Below are 23226 nucleotides of genomic sequence, written 5' to 3'. Positions count from 1 at the left end.
ATTTGGTGGATTGATAACCCCGCCACAGAATTTGCTGAAGGCCCGCATATTGGCGCCAAATCCGTCAGTAAATGGCGTGAAGAATATCTTGATGATTTTGCTAAGCGTATGGATAGAGTCAACTAGTCACGCTACTGAACGATAGACAGACGATATTTTTAGCAGTAAAGGAAGCAACCATGGCACAACAGGCAATACTCAAAAGACTAATCGCCAATAAAATAACATTGGCGATTTATTGCCTGTTGATGGTCGCTTGCACAAAAGAGCAGCAAGTTGTCATAACACCCTCAAGTTCATCAGCCGAAAAAACACTAGCCAATATTCAATACGACGGCGAGATAGTGGTTAATAGCAATGCCGATGGTGGATTACGTCCGGTTATCGGTGTGCAAAATATTCAGGTTTACCGCGCCAATCGAATCAATTCTATGCATGCTGATAAGGTAAGCGATACTTATACACACGCCCCCATGCTGGCCTATTGGCGTGGTAAGTTTTATTTAAATTATTTGCATGCCCCAGTGAATGAGCATGATCCCAATACATCTACCTCACTGACGTCATCGACAGATGGCATAACATGGGAAGCGCCCAAAGTTATCTTTCCCGCTTATCAACTGTCCGATGGCAATTTTAGTATTAATCACCAACGAGCCAGTTTTTACCATGCGCCAAACGGTAAGTTATTAACTACCGCGTTTTTTGGTTCTTATCCCAAACCTCACATGGGTGAAGGTGTAGGACGGGCGGTCCGCGAAATATATGCTGATGGCTCATTAAGTCCGATTTATTTCATCCGTCTTAATGCTAATGGAAATTGGACTAAACAGGACACAGAGCATTTCCCCTTATTTTCCACCAGTGACGATAAAGAATTTATTGCAGCGTGTGAAAGTTTGTTGGCCGACAGGTTAATAACCTCACCATGGTGGGAAGAAGATCGTTTAGATAAAACCGGTTTATACGGCGTTGAAGGACAAGCACTATCTTATTATACCCTGCCCTCGGGTCAAACAATGGGAATAGTTAAAGCCGGCGCCACCTTTGTTACTGACAACAAAGCCCTATCTTGGCAAAGCAGCGGGCAAGCTATCAATATTCCGGCCAGTGCGGCTAAGTACTGGGGACAAAAAACAACAGACGGACGTTACGCTTTAGCTTTTAACCCCACCACGCGCTTGCGTCATCCCTTGGCGATAGCCACCAGTGAAAATGGACAAAACTTCCAAAATTTATTAGCTGTACATGGTGAATTACCCGTTCAGCGCTACCCAGGTAAATATAAAAATATGGGTGCACAATATGTGCGCGGCATCGTGGAAGGTAATGGTACACCTGCCGATGGCAACCTTTGGCTTACTTACAGTGTTAATAAAGAAGATATCTGGGTGAGTATGGTACCAACACCAACTCAGAGTGTGGTGAGCGGTAATATTAACGATGATTTTTCACAATTAGATGCTGTCAATTTGCCCATTGGTTGGAATATATACAAACCCCTTTGGGCCCCTGTGACAGTATATGATACTCGATCTGCACAAGGTAATGTCTTGTCTTTAGCTGATGAAGATCCCTACGATTATGCCAGTGTCACTCGGGTATTCCCCGCTAGCCGTTCAGCCCTGATCCGCTTTAAATTATTAGCTAAACAAGTGAATGGTCGCTTAGAGATTGACCTAGTAAACGCCGCGGGTTTACGCGCGGTGCAACTTGCCTTCACTGAACAAGGTCAGGTTGAAGCCAAACACGAAGGGATCTGGAAACCCGCTGGCACTTATACGGCAGATAAATGGATGGACGTAGAGATAGACGTTAATCCAGACCACGATGTGGACAGTTTTCAATTCCGCATCAACGGTGAAGAAGTGCTTTATCGTAAAGCGTATTTCACTGAGTTGGTGCCAAACGTTGAACGATTAGTCATTAGGACTGGCGAATATCGTCGGCGTGGAAGCGGCGGCCATGAACTAACTGATGCTGACATTAAAAGCACAAAGAGCCAATTTTTAATTGATGATGTCAGCATTGTCGCTAACCGTGAACCTGAATCTTAATTCCTATTTTCTGCAAAATTAGAACTGATATTTAATCCCTAAGGGCAGGTAGAGCATGGAAAAAACCCTAGAATCACTTGGATAATTTTATTATGAACATCAGTGTGAAATATAAGAGCTTGCTGCGCTTACTAAGTCAAACGTTAAGAATAGTAGTCGCTAGTGTTGTCTGCGCAGGCTTAGTGTTGGTGCTATGCAGCCGAGCACAGGCAGTCGGCTTAGAAAAACCACGGATATTTGTCTTAACCGACATCGAAAATGAACCGGATGATGCACAATCATTAGTGCGTTTCTTGGTGTATTCAAATCAATGGGATGTCGAAGGCTTAATAGCCACAACCTCTATCCACCAGCAACATCGCACTGCTGCTCCACGAATTCGCAGTATTATTAAAGCCTATGGACAAGTGCGTGATAACTTATTGCAACACGAGAAAGGTTTTCCTACTGAGCAACATTTATTATCTGTGGTGGCTGAGGGCTTACCAGACTACGGCATGCATGCAGTAGGTAAAGGCATGGATTCAGCTGGTTCTGAAGCCCTTATCGCGGCAGTAGATAAAAAAGACTCTAGACCATTATGGGTAACGGTTTGGGGTGGTCCTAACGTACTTGCTCAGGCACTGTGGAAAGTACATGACACCCGTTCAGCCAAAGAACTTGCCAAATTTGTTGAAAAAATTCGGGTTTATACCATCTCAGATCAGGATGATTCTGGCCCGTGGATCCGCAAAAATTTTCCTGCATTACATTATATTGCCAGCCCCGGTTTTCACTCTGGTGGTGGCTATCACTTTGCAACCTGGAGTGGTATTGCAGGCGATAACTTTCATGGGCGTTTTGACGGAGGCAACTTCGCCTTAGTTGACAACCCATGGTTGGATAAACACATTCGTTCAAAAGGCCCACTAGGTGCAGAACACCCCCATACCGAATACCTAATGGAAGGTGACACACCAAGCTTCCTTGGTTTGATTAATAACGGCTTAAACAATATGGAACATCCAAATTGGGGCGGCTGGGGTGGTCGTTATGAGTTGTACACACCACATATGGAAAAGTGGTTCCTAGAGCCCGAAACGCGTCCGTTTTGGACTAATGCAGTTGATGAAGTACTCGGCCATGATGGTCGTTGGCATACCAGTAACCATGGGACAATCTGGCGTTGGCGTGAAGCTTTCCAGCATGATTTTGCAGCAAGAATGGACTGGACGATTAAGTCTTATGACGAAACAAACCACCCGCCGGTAGCGAAACTCGCTCATGCCAATTATGTAACTGCCAAGCCGGGTGAACGGGTCGATTTGTCAGCCTTAGGCTCAAGTGATCCAGATGGTGATTCCCTATCTTATCTTTGGTTCTATTACGGAGAAGCCGGTACTTTTACCGTATCGACAGCACGCACAGGACAACCCGTTGAGGTGAATGATTTTGACCAAGCTAAAGCGTGGTTTACGGTGCCAACGAGTCGTGTATTACGTCACGGCACCATGCACTTTATTTTGGCAGTGACTGATCACGGCACACCCCGTTTAACGCGTTATCAGCGCGTAATTGTTGATGTTAAACCTTAAAAGCTAAGGGTATTTATACTATGAAAAATAATGTCTTTGTTAACAAAATCAGGCGTACCACAATTTTATTTTCTGGAATTCTGTTACTGAGTAATATCACTTCAGTTTTTGCTAAAAATATCGAGCAACAACTCAGCAATAATGAAAAACCTCGTCTGTTTGTTTTGACCGATATTGGTGGCGATCCGGATGACCAAATGTCCATGGTGCGCTTATTAACCTATGCCAATCAAATCGATATAGAAGGCTTAGTGGCCACGCCCCAAGGCCCTAAAAAAGACCAAATTGAACCAGAGCAAATAACTAGAATCGTCGAGGCCTATGGCAAGGTTCGAGATAACTTAATATTACACGAGCCAGGTTACCCAACAGCCGATTATTTGCTCAGTAAAATATCACAAAGTATTCCTGTGCATGATATGGCCGGTGTAGGTAAAGGCAAAGATTCAGCGGGCTCAGACTTATTAATTAAAGCAGTTGATCGCATGGATAAAAGGCCTTTATGGGTTAACGTGTGGGGTGGCCCCAATGTACTTGCCCAAGCGCTATGGAAAGTACGCGCGACTCGCACGGCCACTGAACTGCAGGCCTTTGTGGCAAAATTACGGGTTTACGCCATTTCCGATCAGGACGACAGTGGCCCGTGGATCCGCAAAGAATTTCCCGAGCTGTTTTATATTGTGACACCTGGCATTAATGCCGGTGGCGGATTTCACCATGCCACATGGATTGCTATTGGTGGTGATAAATTCCATGGCCGTTTTGGCGGAGCTGACTTTGAATTAGTGTCTAACGAATGGTTAAAACGCAACATTCATGAAAAAGGACCTTTAGGTGCAGTGTACCCATCTTGGGAATATATGATGGAAGGTGATACCCCCGCCTTTTTAAATCTAATCAACAATGGATTAAGCAGTCCGGAAAACCCGAATTGGGGTGGTTGGGGCGGCCGCTATGAGCTGTATACACCGAAAAAAGAAAAGTGGTTTTTGGAAGAAGAAACCCGCCCCATCTGGACCAACGCGCAAGATGAAGTGCTTGGCAATGATGGCGAGTGGCATACCACCAACCACGCCTCAATCTGGCGTTGGCGTGAAGCCTATCAAAATGATTTTGCCGCTCGTATGGATTGGACGATTAAACCCTACAAAGAAGCAAATCATCCACCCGTGCCTAAATTAAACCATCCTGCTTATATTGTTGCCAAAGTCGGCGATAGAGTTGAACTAGATGCCTCTAATTCAACCGATCCGGATGGCGATGCCTTGTCTTACCATTGGTTTGTATATGAAGAAGCAGGCACTCGGGGGATGTCTAACTCACGGACAGGGTTAAAACATGATATTAATAACTTTGACCAGCCAAAAGCCTGGTTTAACGTAAAAACGTCTCGGGTGATGCCTCCTGGTACAGGCACCATGCATTTCATTTTAGCGGTGACCGACCACGGCACACCACGACTTACTCGTTATCAACGTGTGATTGTGGACGTAACACCATGATATTACGGCTTGGTGTCATACTAACTATCGTCACTTTTGTGGTATTAAACATAGTTGCGTGCACCAATCCAACGCAACAAACTGCCGCGCCTTGGCAAGCTGATTTAGGCAATGGCTACTACCAAAACCCTATTCTGTACGCTGACTATTCTGATCCAGATGTCGTCGCTGTTGATGGCGATTATTACATGACAGCCTCGAGTTTTAATGCAGCCCCTGGCTTACCTATTTTACATTCAAAAGATTTAGTTAACTGGCAATTGATCAACCATGCCCTGCCCGTGCAAGTGCCTGAGCCGCATTTTTCGCAGCCGCGTCATGGTGAGGGTGTATGGGCACCCAATATCCGTTATCACGATGAACAATTTTGGATTTTCTATCCTGATCCCGATTTTGGTATTTATGTCGTAACGGCCAAGGATCCTAAGCAAGAATGGAGTAAACCTCGTTTAATTTTAGTCGGCCAGGGATTGATCGATCCTACCCCACTGTGGGATGACGATGGTAAAGCCTATCTACTGCATGGCTGGGCAAAAAGCCGCGCGGGCATAAATAACATTTTGACCTTACATGAGATGACAACTGATGCCAGTGTTGTTGCCCCCCAAGGAGAGATCATCATCGATGGTCATCAAATTCCCGGTTATAAAACCTTAGAAGGCCCTAAATTTTATAAGCGTAATGGCTACTATTATATTTTTGCTCCCGCAGGAGGTGTCCCAGTTGGGTGGCAGACGGTGTTTCGTGCCACTAATATTCAAGGCCCCTATGAGCATAAAACTGTGATGGAACAAGGTGATACCTTAACCAATGGGCCCCATCAGGGGGCTTGGGTAACCACGCCCGCCAAGGAGGATTGGTTTTTACATTTTCAGTCTAAAACAGCCTATGGTCGCATAGTGCATTTGCAACCTATGAGCTGGCAAAATGATTGGCCTGTGATTGGAGTAGACGCTGACCATGATGGCATTGGCAATCCAGTGCGTTTTTATGCAAAACCTAAAGGGCCTGTGCAAAACATAAGTAATTTACCTTTTAGCGATGATTTTTCCGCTAGCACACTGGCCTTACAATGGCAGTGGAATGCCAATTATCAGGATGATTGGTATTCCCTTTCTGCCAATAAAGGTCAGCTGAGATTGTTTGCTCAACCTGATATCGCGCCAGAAACCCACAACCTATGGTTGAACCCTGCCATCTTGTTGCAAAAACTCCCTGCCCCAGAATTTATCGTACAGACCACCATGAACATTGGCCCTGATAGCGACAATATCAGTGCCGGACTCATTATGTTTGGTGAAGACTACCGTTGGATTGGCATGCAAAAAACCGAGGGTAAAGCCATGTTAGGTTTCGCCGAATGTAAAAATACCCGCCAAGATTGCACAGAACATTTTAAAGCCCAAGTGGAATGGCCAAGCGATACAGTGACCTTACGCTTTACTGTATCAGCCGGTGGTGTAGTGACCTCAGGTTATGTAGATAGTCAGGGACGTTTTCAAACCTTTGATGAATTGTTTCAGGCGAGGGCCGGTCGTTGGGTCGGCGCTAAAGTCGGATTATTTGCTCGCTTAAACCAAGGGCAAACTCGTGCAGTGCAACATTATGCCGATTTTACTGAATTTAACTTTAGCCTGCCCCACCCCTGTTGCACTCAGAAAAGCAAATTCTAATTAAGTAATTCGATTTAACGGTAGAGGAAATCTTGTGAGTTTAAAAAAGCGTTATATTGCCAATGTTTTGCTTGTCACTTTGTTTATGATGAGTGCGTGTTCTACCCTCACTCATTCACCCGTTAAAAGCGGCAATGCACTACAACAATTACAAGTTTCGACCAATGGTCGTTTTTTACAGTATCAAGACGGACAACCTTTCTTTTGGCTGGCTGATACCGCTTGGTTGTTATTTCAAAAACTCAGCAGAGAAGAAGCGGAACGTTATTTAGACGACAGAAAAGACAAAGGTTTTAATGTTATTCAAGTCATGGTGATCCATGACTTACCTGCAGTTAATTTTTATGGTGACTATGCGTTTAATGGCGAAGGTTTTACAGAGCCTAAAGTAAGCAAGGGGCATTCGTTCACCGATGAAGAACAGTACGACTACTGGGATCACGTGGACTACATTGCCGATTTAGCCGCAAAAAAAGGCTTATATCTGGCCATGGTACCTGCTTGGGGAACTATCGCCAAAAAACAGCCACAAGAGGGTGAATGGGCCGCGCAATATGCCGATTGGTTAGGTCAACGATTTGCACATAGAATCAACATCATTTGGCTTAACGGCGGTGATATTTATGGCAACGAAATTCCCCAAGTATGGGAGAAAATGGGCACAGCCTTAGATAAACATGCTGACCAACAACTCATCACCTTTCATCCCCGTGGCCGCACACAATCCTCGACATGGTTCCACAATAGTGACTGGCTAGATTTTAATATGTTTCAATCCGGCCATCGCCGTTACGACCAAATTGGCACTGATGATCCAGCTACGTGGAAAGGTGAAGATAATTGGCGTTATATCAATGAAGATTATGCCCGCCTGCCGATTAAACCAAGCATAGATGGCGAACCCTCCTACGAAAATATTCCACGAGGTTTGCACGATCCCAAAGAAGGTTATTGGAACGATGCAGATACCAGACGTTATGCTTATTGGTCAGTCTTTGCAGGCGCATTTGGACATACCTTTGGCAATAATGCTGTCATGCAAATGCACAAACCCAATAGTGGTGATGGCGCATTTGGGGTGCGCAATTATTGGTATGAAGGTATGCATGAACCGGGCGCGGGCCAAATGCAATATTTAAAAAACCTTATGCTGTCACGGCCCTACTTTGAAAGAGTACCCGCGCAAAACTTAATCGCTGGCGCTAACGGGGACGAATATAACTATCTAGTGGCAACCCGAGGGCAGAATTACGCCTTTATATATACCTATACCGGCCGTTCGTTCGACATTGATGGCAGTAAAATTAACGCTAAGTTTGTTACGGCAAGTTGGTACAACCCACAAAATGGTGAAACATCCCCCGCCCTAAAGATGAAAAACCACGCTGTATTACATTTTGACCCACCGGGCGAAGAGCAAGCCGCTAATGATTGGGTACTTATCCTCGACTTTAAATAAGTGTAGGGAGAAATATGCCGCCAACAGTGGCAATGTTCTGCGCCACAATCTGCTGATACAGGCGCAGCATTAACGCGAGTCTTCACTGGACAGTAAACAAGACGTAGTGGAGCACAACAGAATTATTAGCTGGCAAATATAAGGTCATGAAGACCTATGTCAGCCCTGCAATGATGTCCAGTTTGCTTGATAGCAACAAACAATACACATGTTGAGTACTACCATGAAATTGACAAGAGTATAGGAGTGAGCAAAAAACAAAAACGAGTAAATTGCCACAAGTTACTCGCTACACAACATGTTTACATCTTTGACCAAACAGGGAAAAAATATAAAAAATCCGGTTTTAAGTGGCAAGCCGACGGGCTTTCAGTTTATCGACTCCATTAAAATAGAAGCATGTCATTTTATGTACGCCAATAGTCAGAGTTTAATGCTGGCTTAACCAGATCTCAGGTTAACTAATATTCCCTTGTTGACGAAAAGCACCCGCGGTGAGACCCACCATTTGTTTGAAAAAACGGCTGAAATAAGCAGGATCACTAAAACCCAGTACTTCTGCGATTTCTTCCACACTTTGTTTGGTGTAGATCAAACGCCGTTTGGCTTCGATGACTAAACGTTGATGGATAATGGCTTTAGGTGAATCGTTTAATAAGGTTTGGCACAGGCGATTAAGTTTAGAGATCGATATGTGCAAGTGCTCGGCATAATCCCTAACCGCTAAATGTTGCATATAGTGCTGCTCAATCAAGGCACGGAATTTCAGCAAAATGCTAGATTCTCGACTGGCGTTACTGAGTGTCATAGCTTGCAAACGTTGCTGGCGTAATACCGTGACTAAAATTAGCTGCACTAGGTGGGTTACAGCGAGATTCTGCGCTACTTCATCAGCGGTGAGTTCATGCTTAAGTAATTTGATATAACTGCAAAAGCGCTCTATTTGCCTGGCGTCTTTAAATTCTAGAGCTTGCGGCTCCCACACCAAGGCGGATAAATCATTGGCAGTACTTTCACCCTGCCCTGTTAACAAAGAGTCATTCAGCGATAAAACAAAACCCTGGGTGTTTGACGCAAAATGAAAGCCATGTACCACACCAGCGGGAATTAATACCAGCCAATTTCCTAGCAAATCATGGTGTTTATCGTCTAGTTCAACAGTCCATTGCCCGTCAAATACCGCGATAATCTGCGATAGCCTATTATGCCGATGTGGTGCAATCTCCCAACCTAGGCCGCGACTTCTGGTAGCAATGTCTTCCACATGAGCCACATTAGGCTCTTGGCGAATAAAAGCTTCACCATAGAGATCGTAAAAAGGAATAGCGTTATCTGTCATACATTACATACTGCAGTTTTGGGTTAAGGCCATTACTAACTTGACGCAAAAGTACAATAACTTAGCGCGTATGTGAATTCATAATTGCTATTTAATTAGCCATGATTGTCCTAACAGATAATTAGTTGGATTAAAAATGCAATCAATCAAAAGCAAAGTCGCCATCATTGGTGCAGGGCCGTCGGGTTTATTACTCGGTCAATTACTGGCTAAACAAGGCATAGACAATGTAATTATTGAGCGCGTATCGGGTGACTATGTCTTAGGGCGTATACGGGCTGGTATTCTGGAACAAGGTCTGGTTGATTTGTTACGTGAAGCGGGAGTGAGTGAACGCATGGATGCGGAAGGCCATGTGCATGACGGATTTGCCATTAGTTATTACGGCAAGCCTTACCGCATCGACTTAAACAAACTCACTGAGGGTAAAACCGTAATGTGTTATGGCCAAACTGAAGTGACTCGCGATTTAATGGCCGCGCGCGCTGAGCAAGGACAGACAACTTATTACAGTTCCAGCAAGGTTGCTTTGCATGATATTGAAAGCGCTCAACCCTCAGTGACCTTTGAACAAGACGGTGTTACTTACCAATTAGAATGTGACTATATAGCGGGCTGTGATGGTTTTCATGGTGTGTCGCGTAAAAGCATCCCAGCAGAAAAACGTCAGGAATTTGAACGTGTTTACCCCTTTGGTTGGCTAGGAATACTGAGTGAAACCCCGCCCGTGGCCGATGAATTAATTTATTGTAAAACCGAACGTGGCTTTGCCTTAGCCAGTCAACGTTCTTCAACCCGCTCGCGTTATTATTTACAAGTACCGCTCACAGACAAGGTTGAGGACTGGAGCGATCAACGCTTTTGGGATGAACTTAAACATCGTTTGCCACAAGAGTCGGCTGATGCTTTGGTAACTGGCCCAAGCATTGAAAAAAGCATCGCACCACTGCGCAGTTTTGTATGTGAACCCATGCAATTAGGTAAGTTATTTTTAGTTGGTGATGCTGCCCATATTGTGCCCCCCACTGGCGCAAAAGGTTTAAATCTGGCAGCCTCTGATGTGGCCATTTTGTATGGTTTGTTATGCAAGGAGTATAAAGATAACGAAGCAAATGCTAGCCAACGATACTCAGAATTAGCCCTGAGCCGTGTATGGCAGGCAGAGCGTTTTTCGTGGTGGATGAGCAATATGTTACATGATTTTAAAGATGACGCTGGCGAAGCCAACAATATGGATCAGAAAACTTTTGCACGTTTTATGAAATCTGAATTGGATTTCTATCTCAGTCATGAAGAGGGTCAAAAGGTTATTGCCATGCAATATGTGGGTTTGCCCTACCCGCAAATTTAATTATTTCTAATATTGAGTTAGTTTGTTTCTTATAAAAAGTAACAAACTAACTTTTTTTTGAAACTGTTTTGGCGCTTTTCTTATCAAACAAATCCGAATAAGCCAATGTAGCGTGAGCATGTTCTTTCATCAAGGCTTCAGCTCGTGCACTTTGCCCATTCACCAAAGCGTGGTAAACCGCATGATGTTGCATATGGGCATAATGCAAACGGCGGTATTCCCTTGTTAATTCTTGCGGATTAAATGCCAGAGCATTAACCGACGCAAATGGCATGTGTTCATTTAAGGCTAAAGCAGATTTTATGGCTGTGTTGCCGCTGGCAGTTATAATCAAATCATGAAAACGCATGTTCATGTTTTGATAATGTCGGATATCCTCTTCCACTAACTTGCCATCTTCAAACAAGGCATCCCCCGCCGCTAAACAGGCGAGAAGTTCATCCTGAGTTGTTTGATTGAGTCCGGCTTCGGCTACCTGTCTTGCTGCTAAACCTTCAAGTACACCACGTACTTCCACCGAGTCACAGATCTGAGCTGAGCTAACATTTCTGACTTGATAACCACGACGTGGCAATTTTTCCAGCAATCCTTCTTGCACCAAGGCCCGAAATGCAATACGAATGGGTGTGCGTGAAATACCTAAACGTTCAGCAGTAGGGATTTCGGCCAAACGTTCGCCAGCAGAAAATTCGCCTGAAATAATCTTATCGCGCAGTATGCTAATAATCGATTGCCCATCACGGATCATGTTTTTACCTCAGGCTAGTGCGTTGTTATTCAGCTAAATCACTGAATGATTAAAATGCTATCTGCACAGTGTATTGGATCCAATTTAAAAAAACAGTAATAACAGTATTAGTGAATCAATACAATTTCAGTAGAAAAACGCCATATAAATCCGCTATTTAGTACTAGGCCTACCATTATTGGATCCAGTTTAGCCAATATATACTTGAAATATTGTTTCTCGAAGGTATTATTGGATCCAAAGTTAAACAATTGTAAAGACTATGACTCAACAAACCTTTCCTCTCAATACGTGGTATGTGGCCTGTACGCCTGACGAAGTAAAAGACCAACCTTTCGCTCGTAAGATTTGTAATATCCCTTTGGTTTTTTTTCGTAATCAAGACAATGAAATCAAAGCCCTTGAGGATTTTTGCCCGCACCGAGGTGCAGCCTTATCTCTCGGTTTTGTCGAAAACGGCAAGTTAGTATGTGGTTATCATGGTTTGCGCATGGGTGATAAAGGCAAGGTTGCATCTATGCCCAATCAGCGAGTAGAGGGCTTTCCTTGTATACAGGCCTACGCCACTGTGGAGCGTTATGGTTTTGTCTGGCTTTGGCCGGGCGATCAAACCTTAGCCGATGATAGCCTTATTCCTGAATTAACATGGGCGATCAGCAAAGACTGGGCCTATGGCGGTGGTCTGTACCACATTAATTGTGACTATCGATTGATGGTGGATAACTTAATGGATCTCACCCACGAAACCTATGTACATGCCAGCAGCATCGGGCAGAAGGAAATTGATGAGTCGCCAGTCTCGACCAAAATGAAAGGCAAACAAGTGGTAACGAGTCGTTTTATGGACGACGTTTATGCCCCACCCTTTTGGCAAAATGCCCTACGTGCTAATGACTTAGCTGACGATGTTAAAGTAGACCGCTGGCAGGTGTGTCGTTTTGATTTACCCAGCCACATTATGATTGAAGTAGGAGTTGCCCATGCTGGCAATGGCGGTTATGACGCGCCTCAACACCTAAAAGCCAGCAGTATAGTGGTTGATTTTATTACGCCTGAAAGCGACACCTCAATATGGTATTTCTGGGGCATGGCGCGTAACTTTAAACCACAGGATCAAAGCCTGACCGACTCTATTCGTGAAGGTCAAGGTACCATATTTTCGGAAGATCTAGAGGTCTTAGAACAACAGCAAAAAAACCTACTGATCTATCCAGATCGTAAAGTGCTTAAGTTAGACATTGATGCAGGTGGTGTCATGGCGCGACGTTTAATTGAGCGCGCTATCAAACAAGAACAAAGCCTTGCTGCTAAAGCACCATAACGACAGGTAATTACACTTTATGATTGAAGTAATAATAAGCGAAAAGTCAGCACTTACTCAGAGCATTTGTCGACTAAAACTTCGCGCCAAAAATGGAAGTGCATTACCCAAGTCCACGCCTGGCGCGCATATTGATGTACATTTACCCAATGGGATCATTCGTCAATATTCTTTATGCAATGAAATAAACAGCTCTGAGTATGAAATAGCCGTATTAAACGAACCACAAGGCCGCGGCGGCTCTAGTTATGTACATGAAAGCCTAAAGGTTGGTGATACGCTATCCATCAGCGAGCCTAAAAATTTATTTCCTTTAGATTCAAGTGCCAAAAAGACGCTGTTAATGGCCGCCGGCATAGGTATTACTCCCATATTGAGCATGGCAGAACATCTATTACAGCAAGGCGCTGATTTTAGTCTGCACTATTGTATTAAATCACCTGAGCAAGCCGCCTATATCGAACGTATTAACAACTCAGGTTTAGCGCCCTTTACCCACTTTCATTTCAGTCAAAGTGGCCGAGTTAAGCTCGCAGAACTTATCCAGTCAGCACACAACGACTTACATTTGTACGTTTGTGGCCCAGCTGAGTTTAACGATGCGGTGATTGCCTGTGCGTCGGAAAAAAATTGGCAGCTACAGAACATCCATCGCGAGTATTTTAGCGCAGCACCAATTGATCACAGTGATGATGGCAGCTTTGAAATTGAAATAAATAGCAGCGGCGATATCCTCACCGTGCCTGCCGACCAATCAATGCTGGACGTACTCGAAGACAATGGCTATTTTATCCCTATGGCATGTGCAGAAGGCGTGTGCGGCACCTGTATTACTGGTTTACTCAGCGGTCAAGCAGATCACAAGGATGTCTTTATGACCGCTGAAGAACACGCCAAAATGGACCAAATTACCCCCTGTTGTTCACGAGCTAAATCGGCACGTTTGAAGTTAGATTTATAGACCTCATACTGAGCATAAGCAACCACGTCAGACCCAGTTGTATTGAGGTGATTGCTTATGTTAAATCACCTCAATCGATTAAAACTAAACAAATAGAATTTTAAAACCGATTAATATTAATACAATTCCCCCCAGCAATTCCGCCTTACTTTCTAACCAGCTTCCAGTTTTTGCACCAATCAATACACCAAGCCAGCTAAAACCAAAAGTAACAAGACCAATTAACAAACAGGCATAAAGTGGGTTAACTTCCAACAGTGTTAACGAAAACCCTGCGGCCATAGCATCAACACTGGTGGCTAGTGCAAGAACTAGCATGATTCTGTGGGTGATGTTGCTAATATCTTCTTCAATACCTCCCACTCTCGATTCGTAGATCATTTTACCGCCGATTAGCAGCAACAAAATAAAAGCGACCCAAGGAGCAAAGGCTTCAATCCAGCCAAAAATGCCTTTGCCACCAGCATAACCAAGCAAAGGCATGATGCCTTGAAACACACCAAAATAGATGGCGGCCATTAATCCCAATGACACACTCTTATGGCTATGTTTTGAACCTAAACCTATGGATACCGCAAAGGCATCCATACTTAAGGCTATCGCCAATATTAGTACTGCTAACACTTATTCACCCTTGTATTTAATTAGGTTTAACCATGATGAGCTAAATAATTGAAAACAAACTGCAAGACCTTGCCATGATAAAACAGCAAAGGTTTGATGCAAAACTTGATTGCCGCCTAAAGAAACATAACGGGCGTTTCGCCGAGCTGTCTACCTAAGGTTTGCGAACACATCATAAGGACGAGGGAGGGCTTATTGTCATGTCTACGAGCTATCAGTTTACGTTAAATATGCTTACGTATCTTGTCTGCTCATTTTACGGTATGCAAGGGGAGAAACCCCCACATGTTGATAAAACTCGCTATTAAAATTTGATTTACTTTCAAATCCAACATTAAACATAATTGAAAGCACGTTATCATCAGTATCAGTGAGCATTTTTTTAGCGTCTTCTATGCGTAGATCATTAATATAACGTCGAAAACTCTTGCCAAGACATTGGTTAATGGCTCGTGAGATAAGGCGTGAAGACATTTCCATTTGTTCAGACAAGACTTGCATTGAGACGTCTGACGATAAATACAATTTTCCCCCTTCTACCCTTGCTTTTAATTTTGCAATCACATGTTCTTGCTCGCCAGAGTCATCACTGGCCTCTGCGGGTTTAGGGCTGTATTTGGTCGCAAACATCCACGCAACAAACTGATTTCTATTAAGCACAATAAAGGTCGCTGCCAAACTAATAGTGGCTAAAAATGAGATGGCGCTTATAAGCCCAACAGATGAAAAAAGCGTGTCTGCCCAGAGAAATTCAAAAAATATGATGAAATCCAACACTGTCATAACAAGCAAAAATACTGCTAATAATTTCACAAACCTCATGATGCGAATTGCCGTTTTATTATGTTGGTTTTGTTCGATTTGGTTGCTCAGTATTAGCTTTTGCACCGCAATGCTATAAAAACTTAGACTGGATAATACCAATACATCTTTAAGCACAGAGGCATGTAAAGGCTGCCATTGAATAATGAGCATAATGGCAACTAAGCTAGCATGACGCAGAATATAATTGCGGCCAAATTGCTGGCCGACTAACACAGTACTGACATAGCTATAAATAACAGGGCCAATGGCAGTCGCTATGATGCTGGTTAAACCATAAGCATCCATATTTTGCGACCAGAATCGTAAGGTCAACATAAACATCTGTGACGCTAACAACACAAACAGCAAGGCCAATAGATAATTTGATTTTTTATATACAGATGGTGTCATCAACAAACTAGCAGCCAATAAAGTCAACAAGATGAAAGTGGTAAAAGAAACAAACATGATCATTGGAGAGAGTAAAACCTGAAACAAGCAAACCTAAAGCAATACTAGAAACTGCAGCTTTACACTGCAAGGTTAAAATAAACATAAAATAATAAGTCCACAAACGTGTTTCAGGTCGAATGCCCCTCTCAACTGCTATTAGATGCTAGTTTTCAACACTGCATAAACGAGAATTAAGTTATGAAATGCCAACGATCACACCAACGATATTCCTTAATAACCATAGCACTACTCACTTTATGTTGTGCCCTGCCTAGCCAAGCAAAAACAGAAAGTGACGCCTCTCAGTATGATTTGGCCATTGTTAACACCAGTATTATTTCACCTGAACGAAATGAGATTTTAGCCAACTCAGTGGTTTTGCTGCGCGCTGGTCGGATCGCCGCAATTGTACCTAAAGCGAGCAAATATAATGCGGCCAATACCCTTGATGGCAATGGCCAGTATCTGCTTCCTGGGCTCATCGATAGTCACGTGCATCTTTATCATGCGACGGGTCTGAAACCTCGCTACACCGATCATTTTGATAAGCTCTATGCTGCTTACATGCAACAAATGCCACGCAGTTATTTATATCATGGTTTCACAACCATAATAGAAACCAATGCGGATCAAGAGACTAATGATAATTTTAGCAAGATAGACATCAGGCCAGACTTAGCCCATTGTGGCGCTGGCTTAGTGCTAAGTGATGGTTACATGGCGTCCGAAATCCCTGAAGGTCAACTGCTAAAATACGCTCCAAATTTTTTATATGACCATTTTCGTGATGCATACTTGCCTGAAGGCGTCGATCCAACTGAACATTCTCCTCACGCAACAGTGGCTAACATCGCGGCAAGTGGAGCTATCTGCGTGAAACTTTATTATGAAGAGGCGTTATGGATGCCTGGTGGTGCGCCAGACATCAAGTTACCAAGCAAAGAAATTTTGACTGAAGTTGTCACAGAAGCCCATGCATTGGGACTGACCGTTATCATGCATGCCACATCGCCCAATGGTCATCAAATGGCACGAGAAATTGGAGTTGACGTTATTTCACATGGCCCTTGGGATTGGTTAGAAAATAATTACAACAGTGCCACAATTCCTGAGTCCATCAACCAAAGTTTATTTGCAACCGCAAATTCTAAGATAGACATCCAGCCTACCATTAGCTCACTGCAGCATACTGCCTCATTATTTAAACCTGATTTACTTGTTAGGCCAGAATTACAACACGTATTACCCGCCCCATTTATTGACTATTTAAAGTCAGATGCACAAATACAAAGAGAGATTTTTATCAACATTTTTGGTCATGCCATTAACGATCAACCAAGCTCAGAGTCTGTGGCCTTATCCATCACACAAATGATTAAACGTTACAAACGCATGGTGGGCATTTTAGCTGAAAATGGCGCCCATTTATTGCTTGGGACTGACACTTCGTCAGGAGGTTTTGGCTGGGGTAATCCACCAGGCTTGAACGGCTACTGGGAAATATTGGATTGGGCAGAAAGTGGCGTTCCCCTTGAAGTAATTTTTAGCGCGGCAACCATCGATAATGCCCGCGCATTTGGCTTACAAAATGAAATTGGTAGCGTCGAAGTTGGCAAAAAAGCAAACTTACTGCTGAGCCAAGCAAACCCACTAAAAAACCTAGATGCTTATAATAAAATTACCACTGTGATCCTCAATGGCAAAGTGCTCCCCAGAGAAACCCTATCTGCCACCTCGATGCGGTAGATTTATTTGATTAAGCCCGATGATTTGCGTGATTCTTAGTACTAAAAAAGGGATTAGTCACCAGACTAATCCCCTTTAAATTGATGAAAACTATATTCCTAATTAATACGCTGTTATTTTTGCAAAATAAAGCGATCTAAATCATTGGCTATAGTAATGTCGCCTTTATAAAATTCAGCCACTTCACTGGTATATTTTTCAAACTCGGCTGGCGTCACTAAGCCTGGAGCCATGTGGGTAACAACCAATTTTTTGACTTCTGCTTTTGCCGCAAGTTGACCCACATCAGCCGGTACTAAATGATGTTTAGACAAATGTTGCTTCATGTGACCAAGAGCTTTGGATGGCATCATCGGGTTCATACGTTTTACCAAATTTACGGTATGATCAACATCCATCATTTCACTGATCAATAAGTCAACATTCTGTGATAGCGATTCTACTGCTTCACTTGGCCCTGTATCGCCGGTATAAACAACAGTGTAATTAGGCAAGGTAAATTTAAAGGATAAGGCTTGAAATTTGTCATACTCTTCACTGCCCTTTGGCCAGCTGTAATGGGTATTACGAATAACGCTGAGTTTAAACCCTTCAAAATCAAGGTTTGAGCCATCTGTTACCTCCACCACTTTTACAGAACTACTTGGCGGCGCGGGTACTTGGCCTGGCACACCATAGTGACCTAAAGCCCCATAGGTCATAAAAGCAAATATACCTTCAACCGTTTGTTTGGTGCCTGGAGGTCCGTATATCGTCAATTCACTTTTTGTTTCAGTCTGCCAGCGTAAACTTAAAATCGCAGGAAGACCGCCAGTGTGGTCAAAATGTAGATGGCTTAAAAAAATCGCATCAATTTTTTTGATATTCAAACCAACTTTGGCTAGCTGGCCTGCGGTGCCGTCACCGGCATCAACTAAATACGTTTTCCCATTAACCAACAAGGCATTTGAAGGTTGAGAGTGCGTTGCATTAGGAATGGGGCCGGCCATTGTGCCTAAGGTGATCCATTCATTTTTGCTATTTTCTGCGCCGCCTGCCATAACACAGCCAACAAAACTAAGGCTGACAAACAGACTTGCAATATTTTTTATTAATTTCACTTGGTTATTCCTCTATTACTGGTATCTCGATGTAGCCTTGACTCAAACGTTACTGTTGACATGTGAGGTCTGTTAAAGATTGGGCAAACACTAAAATCGACTACATTCAAATTAAAAAGCCCAGTAAAGCTATGCTGGGCTCTTACAGGCTTTAATACGCTTAAAACTCGTAATTAACACTTACACCGAAAGTACGAGGCGGTTCATAAGCTGCTCCAGAAATGTTGCCAGAACCCAACTGATAAGTTGCAGCAATCGTTTCGTTGGTCAAGTTACGTACAAAGGCATTCACAGTCCAGTATCCATCGTTAGACACAAAAGTAAGTGCAGCATCAATAGTTACGTCACTATCAGCGCGACCACCAGGTATATAGTTAAAACCAAGTTCACGCTCACCACGATAACGAGCATCCATATTACCAATTAACGCAAAGTTATCGAATTCGATAGTATGTTGCACACCTAAGCTTACTGTTAAATCAGGTGCGTTTATTGCGTCTTTGCCAGAACAATCGATGGTAAAACCACGCTTAGCGCCTTCCACGTCAAGGGCCGGGTCATAGGCAACTAGATTATCTCCAACAAAGATACCTTGGGTATTTTGACAAGTATTTACTGGGGTTAAGAAGTTAGGTGGATCGATTCCCGCGTCAGATAAATCAACTTGGGTATATTCATAACTATCATAAACCGCGTTAAGTAACTGCACACCACCGCGCAGTAAAGTACTGCTGGCAAGGGCGTATTGGAAATCCGCTTCTATGCCTTTGATGGATGAGGCTCCCACGTTTCGTGTATAAAACGCATTATTGCCGTTTGTATCTAAGCCTAAAGCGGCAAGTTGTTGGTCTTTATACTCCCAGTAAAACGCTTCTAAATTGAGCTCAAGTTTGTTGCTAAAGAAGCGGTTTTTTGAGCCTATGGTGTAGGCATCAATAAATTCAGGTGCATAAAACTCACGGCCTTCAGCAAGGTTGAAACCTCCGGCACGGAAACCAGACTCATAGCTGGTATACAGCAAATTTTTATCGGTCACGTCATATTCAACTGCAGCACGATAAGTCATTTGGCTGTCGCCATCTTTCTCCGAAGTCATGCCTGGAGTGATAGCAAAGATGGCACCTGGTCCAAACTGAGCAGGAGCAAAATAATTCATTGGACCAAAAGGACGAGCCCCTGGTGTAATACTGCCATCTGCATTAAGCGGAGAGCCCGTTGGGAACAAAGCAGGGTTAATCATGCCCAAGGTATCTGCTAAGGTTAAGGCAACCGGCATACTCGGAATTTGCGGACAGAAAGGCGCTCTGCCTTCTGGATGCTCTAAACATACGATAGCCGACGCAGTTTGCGTAGCATTTATCTCATAGGTGTCATCAGTAAATCTTAAACCTGCCACCAGTCTTAGATCTTCAGTCAGGCTATAGGTTGCGCGAGCAAACAACGAAGACGACTGGACATCACTTTGCCAGTCATTATGGGTAACAGTAGAAAACTGGTTATAAGCATTTACACCGGCAACCGTTTCATCAAAATACAAGGCACCTACAATCCATTCCAAGGTGTCGTCTCCACCTGAAAGACGTGCCTCAATGCTTGTTTGTTTCGCTTCATCTTGGTTAATCGCCGCTTTAAAAGGAGGGCCATTAAACGCATTATCAAGCTTCGATACCCGATGAGCTGGAATCACGGTTAATTTTGACCAACCAAGGTCGTAGTTAATTTCGGCATTTATGCCCCAATAAGAGTCGTCACGGGTTGGATACACAAAACCATCATAAGGCATAAAGCCCGGAGCACTGGCGACGTTTTGAGCAATATATTCACCTACACCTTCGCCGTGTAAACCAGTGAAATCCCCAGATAATGCTTCTGGAGCAGGGTTCCATGCCCAGTTTGGTACGGGTAAATTTGATTGGAATGCTGCAAAACCATAATGACCGTTATACTGAATACCTGCGCCAGCCCCTTTTTGAGTCGAGTAGTCTGCTGTCACACGAAAACTTAAATCATCGCTAGCTTCTAAGTAATAAGACGCACGCAAAGCGGTATCATCAGCATCTGATGTACCATCATCGAAAAAACCATCGCGTTTTGAAATTACCCCAGCAAGGCGTAAAGCAGAATCTTCGCTTACTTCAAAATTACCCACTGCAGTTAAGTTGTAAGCCGAATAATTTCCCACTTCGAGTTTAATACGACCACTATTTTCGTTCATGATAGGCACTTTGGATACGACGTTGATTGCACCACCAGTGGAGTTACGGCCATATAAGGTACCTTGTGGCCCTTTCAAAACTTCAACGCGATCTAAATCAAGAAAAGATGAAATAGTTGACGACGGACGACCAATATAAACACCGTCAATGTTGAACGAAACCGCAGGGTTGGTGTAACCATTGTTGGTAAAGTTACCTACGCCTCGGATAAAGTAGGCTGTATTTGCACCACCGCCAGATGAAACGGTAAGTGCTGGTGATACTTTATTTAGCCCCTCGGCATTTGATACCCCCATTTTTTCCAATCTAGCGCCTGAAGCCGCATTGATTGGAATAGCAGCATCTTGTAAAGATTCAGACTTTCTCTGTGCAGTAACAGTAATTTGTTCAAAGTCATCCTGCTCTGCCTCTTGTTCAACTGACTGCGCCCAACTCACCATTGGTAGTGCTGAAACACTCATTATTGGAATAATTAACGATAATTTTTTCATGATATACCTACTAAAGTACTTAGTTTAATCGCGGTTATATTCAAAACCTCACACCAACATCAACGAAGCTTGTTTAACAAAACCTATAACAAGCATAATTATTAAGTGTAAATTTTCGAACAACAGAAACCACACACGAACACAACACATTTGCAACATATCGTTAACTATACGCAGGCATTATGTATCGAGATAATTGATTTTATTGATAGCAAGTAACGACGAAACTGATACAACGATGTTGGGATACGATATAAATGACAGTAAAATATAATTTTACTTGGTTTGCTTCATTATTAATTGAGTAAACTGATAGTTGATATATCAATACAAAATCCAATTAAGTATCAGCTTTTGTGATAGTTGGAATCTGTTTAATCCACTTTCAATCCGCACAAATCTATTACATTATTTTTACATGACCATTGCAAATAATAGACTCAATCACCTTTACTCTTAAACCCACACAGATATTTGTCACATCAAATTTATGTTGGTGAAAATAGATAAAACGATAAGCCCTTATTAAATAATAAGAAAACTGGATAAAAATAAATGAAAAATAAGCTAGTTGACTCAGATCCTAAGATACGAACAAATAACATTGCCTCCACTCAACATGGCATCATTCTAATACTAGCGGCAGTCATGCCTGCCATGGCTATCATCTCACTGGTGCCAGTATTACCGCTATTATTGCAAGAATTTGCGAGTGTGAAGGGTTATGAATTTCTGGTACCCATCGCGATGACGGTTCCGGCCTTGTGTGTTGCGTTATTTTCACCTTTAGCTGGCTGGATTTCAGATAAAGCCGGTCGAAAATCCGTTCTACTCTACGCCTTGTTAATTTATGCTGCTATTGGACTGCTACCCTATTTCTTAAGCGAACTTTCTCACATCATTGCAGCACGAGTTGTGTTGGGTATTGCCGAAGCGGCGATTATGACTGTGGCAACCGCACTCATTGCCGACTATTTTAAAGGCAAGGCACGAGAACGTTGGGTAGCCATTCAAATTGCCAGTGTTAGTTTAAGTGCTATTGTTTTAATTGCTATTGGCGGTTTACTTGGCGAATTTTTAGGTTCACGCGGGCCTTTCCTACTTTATTTACTTGCCTTACCTATTGCTTTATTTGTTTGGCTTGTCTTATTTGAACCAGAACGTAATGTTGTACATACCGATTCTCGTGCGCCAAGTTTACCTTGGTTGAAGATTTTGCCATTGTTATTCACAACCTTATTTGTTGGCATTATCTTTTATACTGTCATCGTCAAACTAGGTGAGATTTTAGCCTTAACTACCACAGTGACGCCTGCCATCATTGGTGGCATTGGTGCAGGTGCGAATATCGGGGTGGCCTTAGGCTCTTTTATATTTAAACGATTCAAAGGCGCTTCTGGCCCAACGTTAATAAGCATTGGCCTCATGTTAGCGGCCGTTGGTTATTGCGGAGCTGCATTGTCAGGTAATCTGGTGCTAAGCAGTATTTCTGTCATCGTCGCCTGCTTAGGTTTTGGCACCTTATTGCCCACTATGCTGACTTGGGTACTCAAAGAACTACCTGAAAATGTACGTGGTCGTGGTACAGGTCTTTGGACAGGTTGTTTCTTTTTAGGCCAATTTGCTGCACCTATCGTAGTTGCTGCTTTGCAAGGTCAAATGGGTGGTCTCGATAAAGTCTTAATGCTCATTGCTGCACTATCACTTGTCGGCGCTTTTGTTGCAGTGGTTAAGATAAAGGGCGCTCAAGGCTTAGTAAGCCACTAATTATTAATGAAATCTAGCTACTCCTGTGAACTTAGATCAA

The 23226-nt window shown here is 43.2% G+C and carries 16 protein-coding genes; 10 read left to right on the top strand and 6 right to left on the bottom strand.

The features are described from left to right. Positions 1 to 179 precede the first annotated feature (179 nt). From AX660_RS21885 to AX660_RS21865, 5 genes are all read left to right on the top strand, one after another. Positions 180 to 2057, top strand: a complete 1878-nt coding sequence (locus tag AX660_RS21885) for a hypothetical protein (RefSeq protein WP_068382165.1) — start codon at positions 180 to 182, stop codon at positions 2055 to 2057. A 92-nt stretch (positions 2058 to 2149) separates the two neighbouring features. After that, entirely contained in the window at positions 2150 to 3631 is a 1482-nt protein-coding gene (locus tag AX660_RS21880) for a DUF1593 domain-containing protein (protein ID WP_082769071.1), read from the top strand. 20 nt (positions 3632 to 3651) lie between these two features. Further along, positions 3652 to 5133 (top strand): nucleoside hydrolase-like domain-containing protein, encoded by a 1482-nt coding sequence (locus AX660_RS21875; RefSeq protein WP_082769070.1) that lies wholly within the window; start codon positions 3652 to 3654, stop codon positions 5131 to 5133. Beyond that, on the top strand, positions 5130 to 6806 hold the full coding sequence (locus AX660_RS21870) for a glycoside hydrolase family 43 protein (RefSeq protein ID WP_068382164.1): 1677 nt from the start codon (positions 5130 to 5132) through the stop codon (positions 6804 to 6806). The genes AX660_RS21875 and AX660_RS21870 overlap by 4 nt, the downstream gene beginning before the upstream one ends. Before the next feature lie 34 nt (positions 6807 to 6840). Beyond that, positions 6841 to 8265, top strand: coding sequence for a glycoside hydrolase family 140 protein (locus tag AX660_RS21865; protein WP_201027488.1), 1425 nt, complete (start codon positions 6841 to 6843; stop codon positions 8263 to 8265). Positions 8266 to 8722: 457 nt separating this feature from the next. On the opposite strand, the gene AX660_RS21860 is transcribed toward AX660_RS21865, so the two are convergent. Beyond that, positions 8723 to 9604, bottom strand: coding sequence for a helix-turn-helix domain-containing protein (locus AX660_RS21860; RefSeq protein WP_068382162.1), 882 nt, complete (start codon positions 9602 to 9604; stop codon positions 8723 to 8725). Positions 9605 to 9740: 136 nt separating this feature from the next. On the opposite strand from AX660_RS21860, the gene pobA reads away from it, so the two are divergent. Then, a complete protein-coding gene (gene pobA / locus AX660_RS21855) occupies positions 9741 to 10955 on the top strand; it encodes a 4-hydroxybenzoate 3-monooxygenase (protein ID WP_068382161.1) in 1215 nt (404 codons plus the stop codon). Positions 10956 to 11001: 46 nt separating this feature from the next. On the opposite strand, the gene AX660_RS21850 is transcribed toward pobA, so the two are convergent. Then, positions 11002 to 11703, bottom strand: a complete 702-nt coding sequence (locus AX660_RS21850) for a GntR family transcriptional regulator (protein ID WP_068382159.1) — start codon at positions 11701 to 11703, stop codon at positions 11002 to 11004. Positions 11704 to 11965: 262 nt separating this feature from the next. On the opposite strand from AX660_RS21850, the gene AX660_RS21845 reads away from it, so the two are divergent. Beyond that, on the top strand, positions 11966 to 13024 hold the full coding sequence (locus tag AX660_RS21845) for an aromatic ring-hydroxylating oxygenase subunit alpha (protein ID WP_068382157.1): 1059 nt from the start codon (positions 11966 to 11968) through the stop codon (positions 13022 to 13024). A 19-nt stretch (positions 13025 to 13043) separates the two neighbouring features. Continuing rightward, the gene (locus tag AX660_RS21840; protein ID WP_068382155.1) at positions 13044 to 13985 is read left to right on the top strand and encodes a PDR/VanB family oxidoreductase; all 942 of its coding nucleotides are present in this window, start codon (positions 13044 to 13046) and stop codon (positions 13983 to 13985) included. An 84-nt stretch (positions 13986 to 14069) separates the two neighbouring features. On the opposite strand, the gene AX660_RS21835 is transcribed toward AX660_RS21840, so the two are convergent. Both AX660_RS21835 and AX660_RS21830 read right to left on the bottom strand, forming a co-directional pair. Then, positions 14070 to 14609 carry a manganese efflux pump MntP gene (locus AX660_RS21835; protein WP_082769069.1) on the bottom strand — a complete coding sequence of 180 codons (540 nt, stop codon included), beginning with the start codon at positions 14607 to 14609 and terminating at the stop codon, positions 14070 to 14072. A gap of 234 nt (positions 14610 to 14843) precedes the next feature. Beyond that, positions 14844 to 15887, bottom strand: coding sequence for a helix-turn-helix domain-containing protein (locus AX660_RS21830; RefSeq protein ID WP_068382151.1), 1044 nt, complete (start codon positions 15885 to 15887; stop codon positions 14844 to 14846). A 177-nt stretch (positions 15888 to 16064) separates the two neighbouring features. Here AX660_RS21830 and AX660_RS21825 point away from each other — a divergent pair, with 177 nt between their 5' ends. Then, positions 16065 to 17612: an amidohydrolase family protein gene (locus AX660_RS21825; protein WP_068382149.1), complete on the top strand. Its 1548-nt coding sequence runs from the start codon at positions 16065 to 16067 to the stop codon at positions 17610 to 17612. Positions 17613 to 17725: 113 nt separating this feature from the next. Here the strand turns inward: AX660_RS21825 and AX660_RS21820 are convergent, their stop codons facing one another. Continuing rightward, the gene (locus AX660_RS21820) at positions 17726 to 18712 is read right to left on the bottom strand and encodes an MBL fold metallo-hydrolase (RefSeq protein ID WP_082769068.1); all 987 of its coding nucleotides are present in this window, start codon (positions 18710 to 18712) and stop codon (positions 17726 to 17728) included. A gap of 160 nt (positions 18713 to 18872) precedes the next feature. Beyond that, positions 18873 to 21419, bottom strand: a complete 2547-nt coding sequence (locus AX660_RS21815; protein ID WP_068382147.1) for a TonB-dependent receptor — start codon at positions 21417 to 21419, stop codon at positions 18873 to 18875. A 555-nt stretch (positions 21420 to 21974) separates the two neighbouring features. Here AX660_RS21815 and AX660_RS21810 point away from each other — a divergent pair. After that, entirely contained in the window at positions 21975 to 23186 is a 1212-nt protein-coding gene (locus AX660_RS21810; RefSeq protein WP_068382145.1) for an MFS transporter, read from the top strand. Positions 23187 to 23226: the final 40 nt, after the last annotated feature.

Source organism: Paraglaciecola hydrolytica, from assembly GCF_001565895.1.
GTDB lineage: Bacteria > Pseudomonadota > Gammaproteobacteria > Enterobacterales > Alteromonadaceae > Paraglaciecola > Paraglaciecola hydrolytica.
The sequence above is the reverse complement of the archived record's forward strand: the minus strand, read 5'-3'. Positions and strand labels throughout refer to the sequence as shown.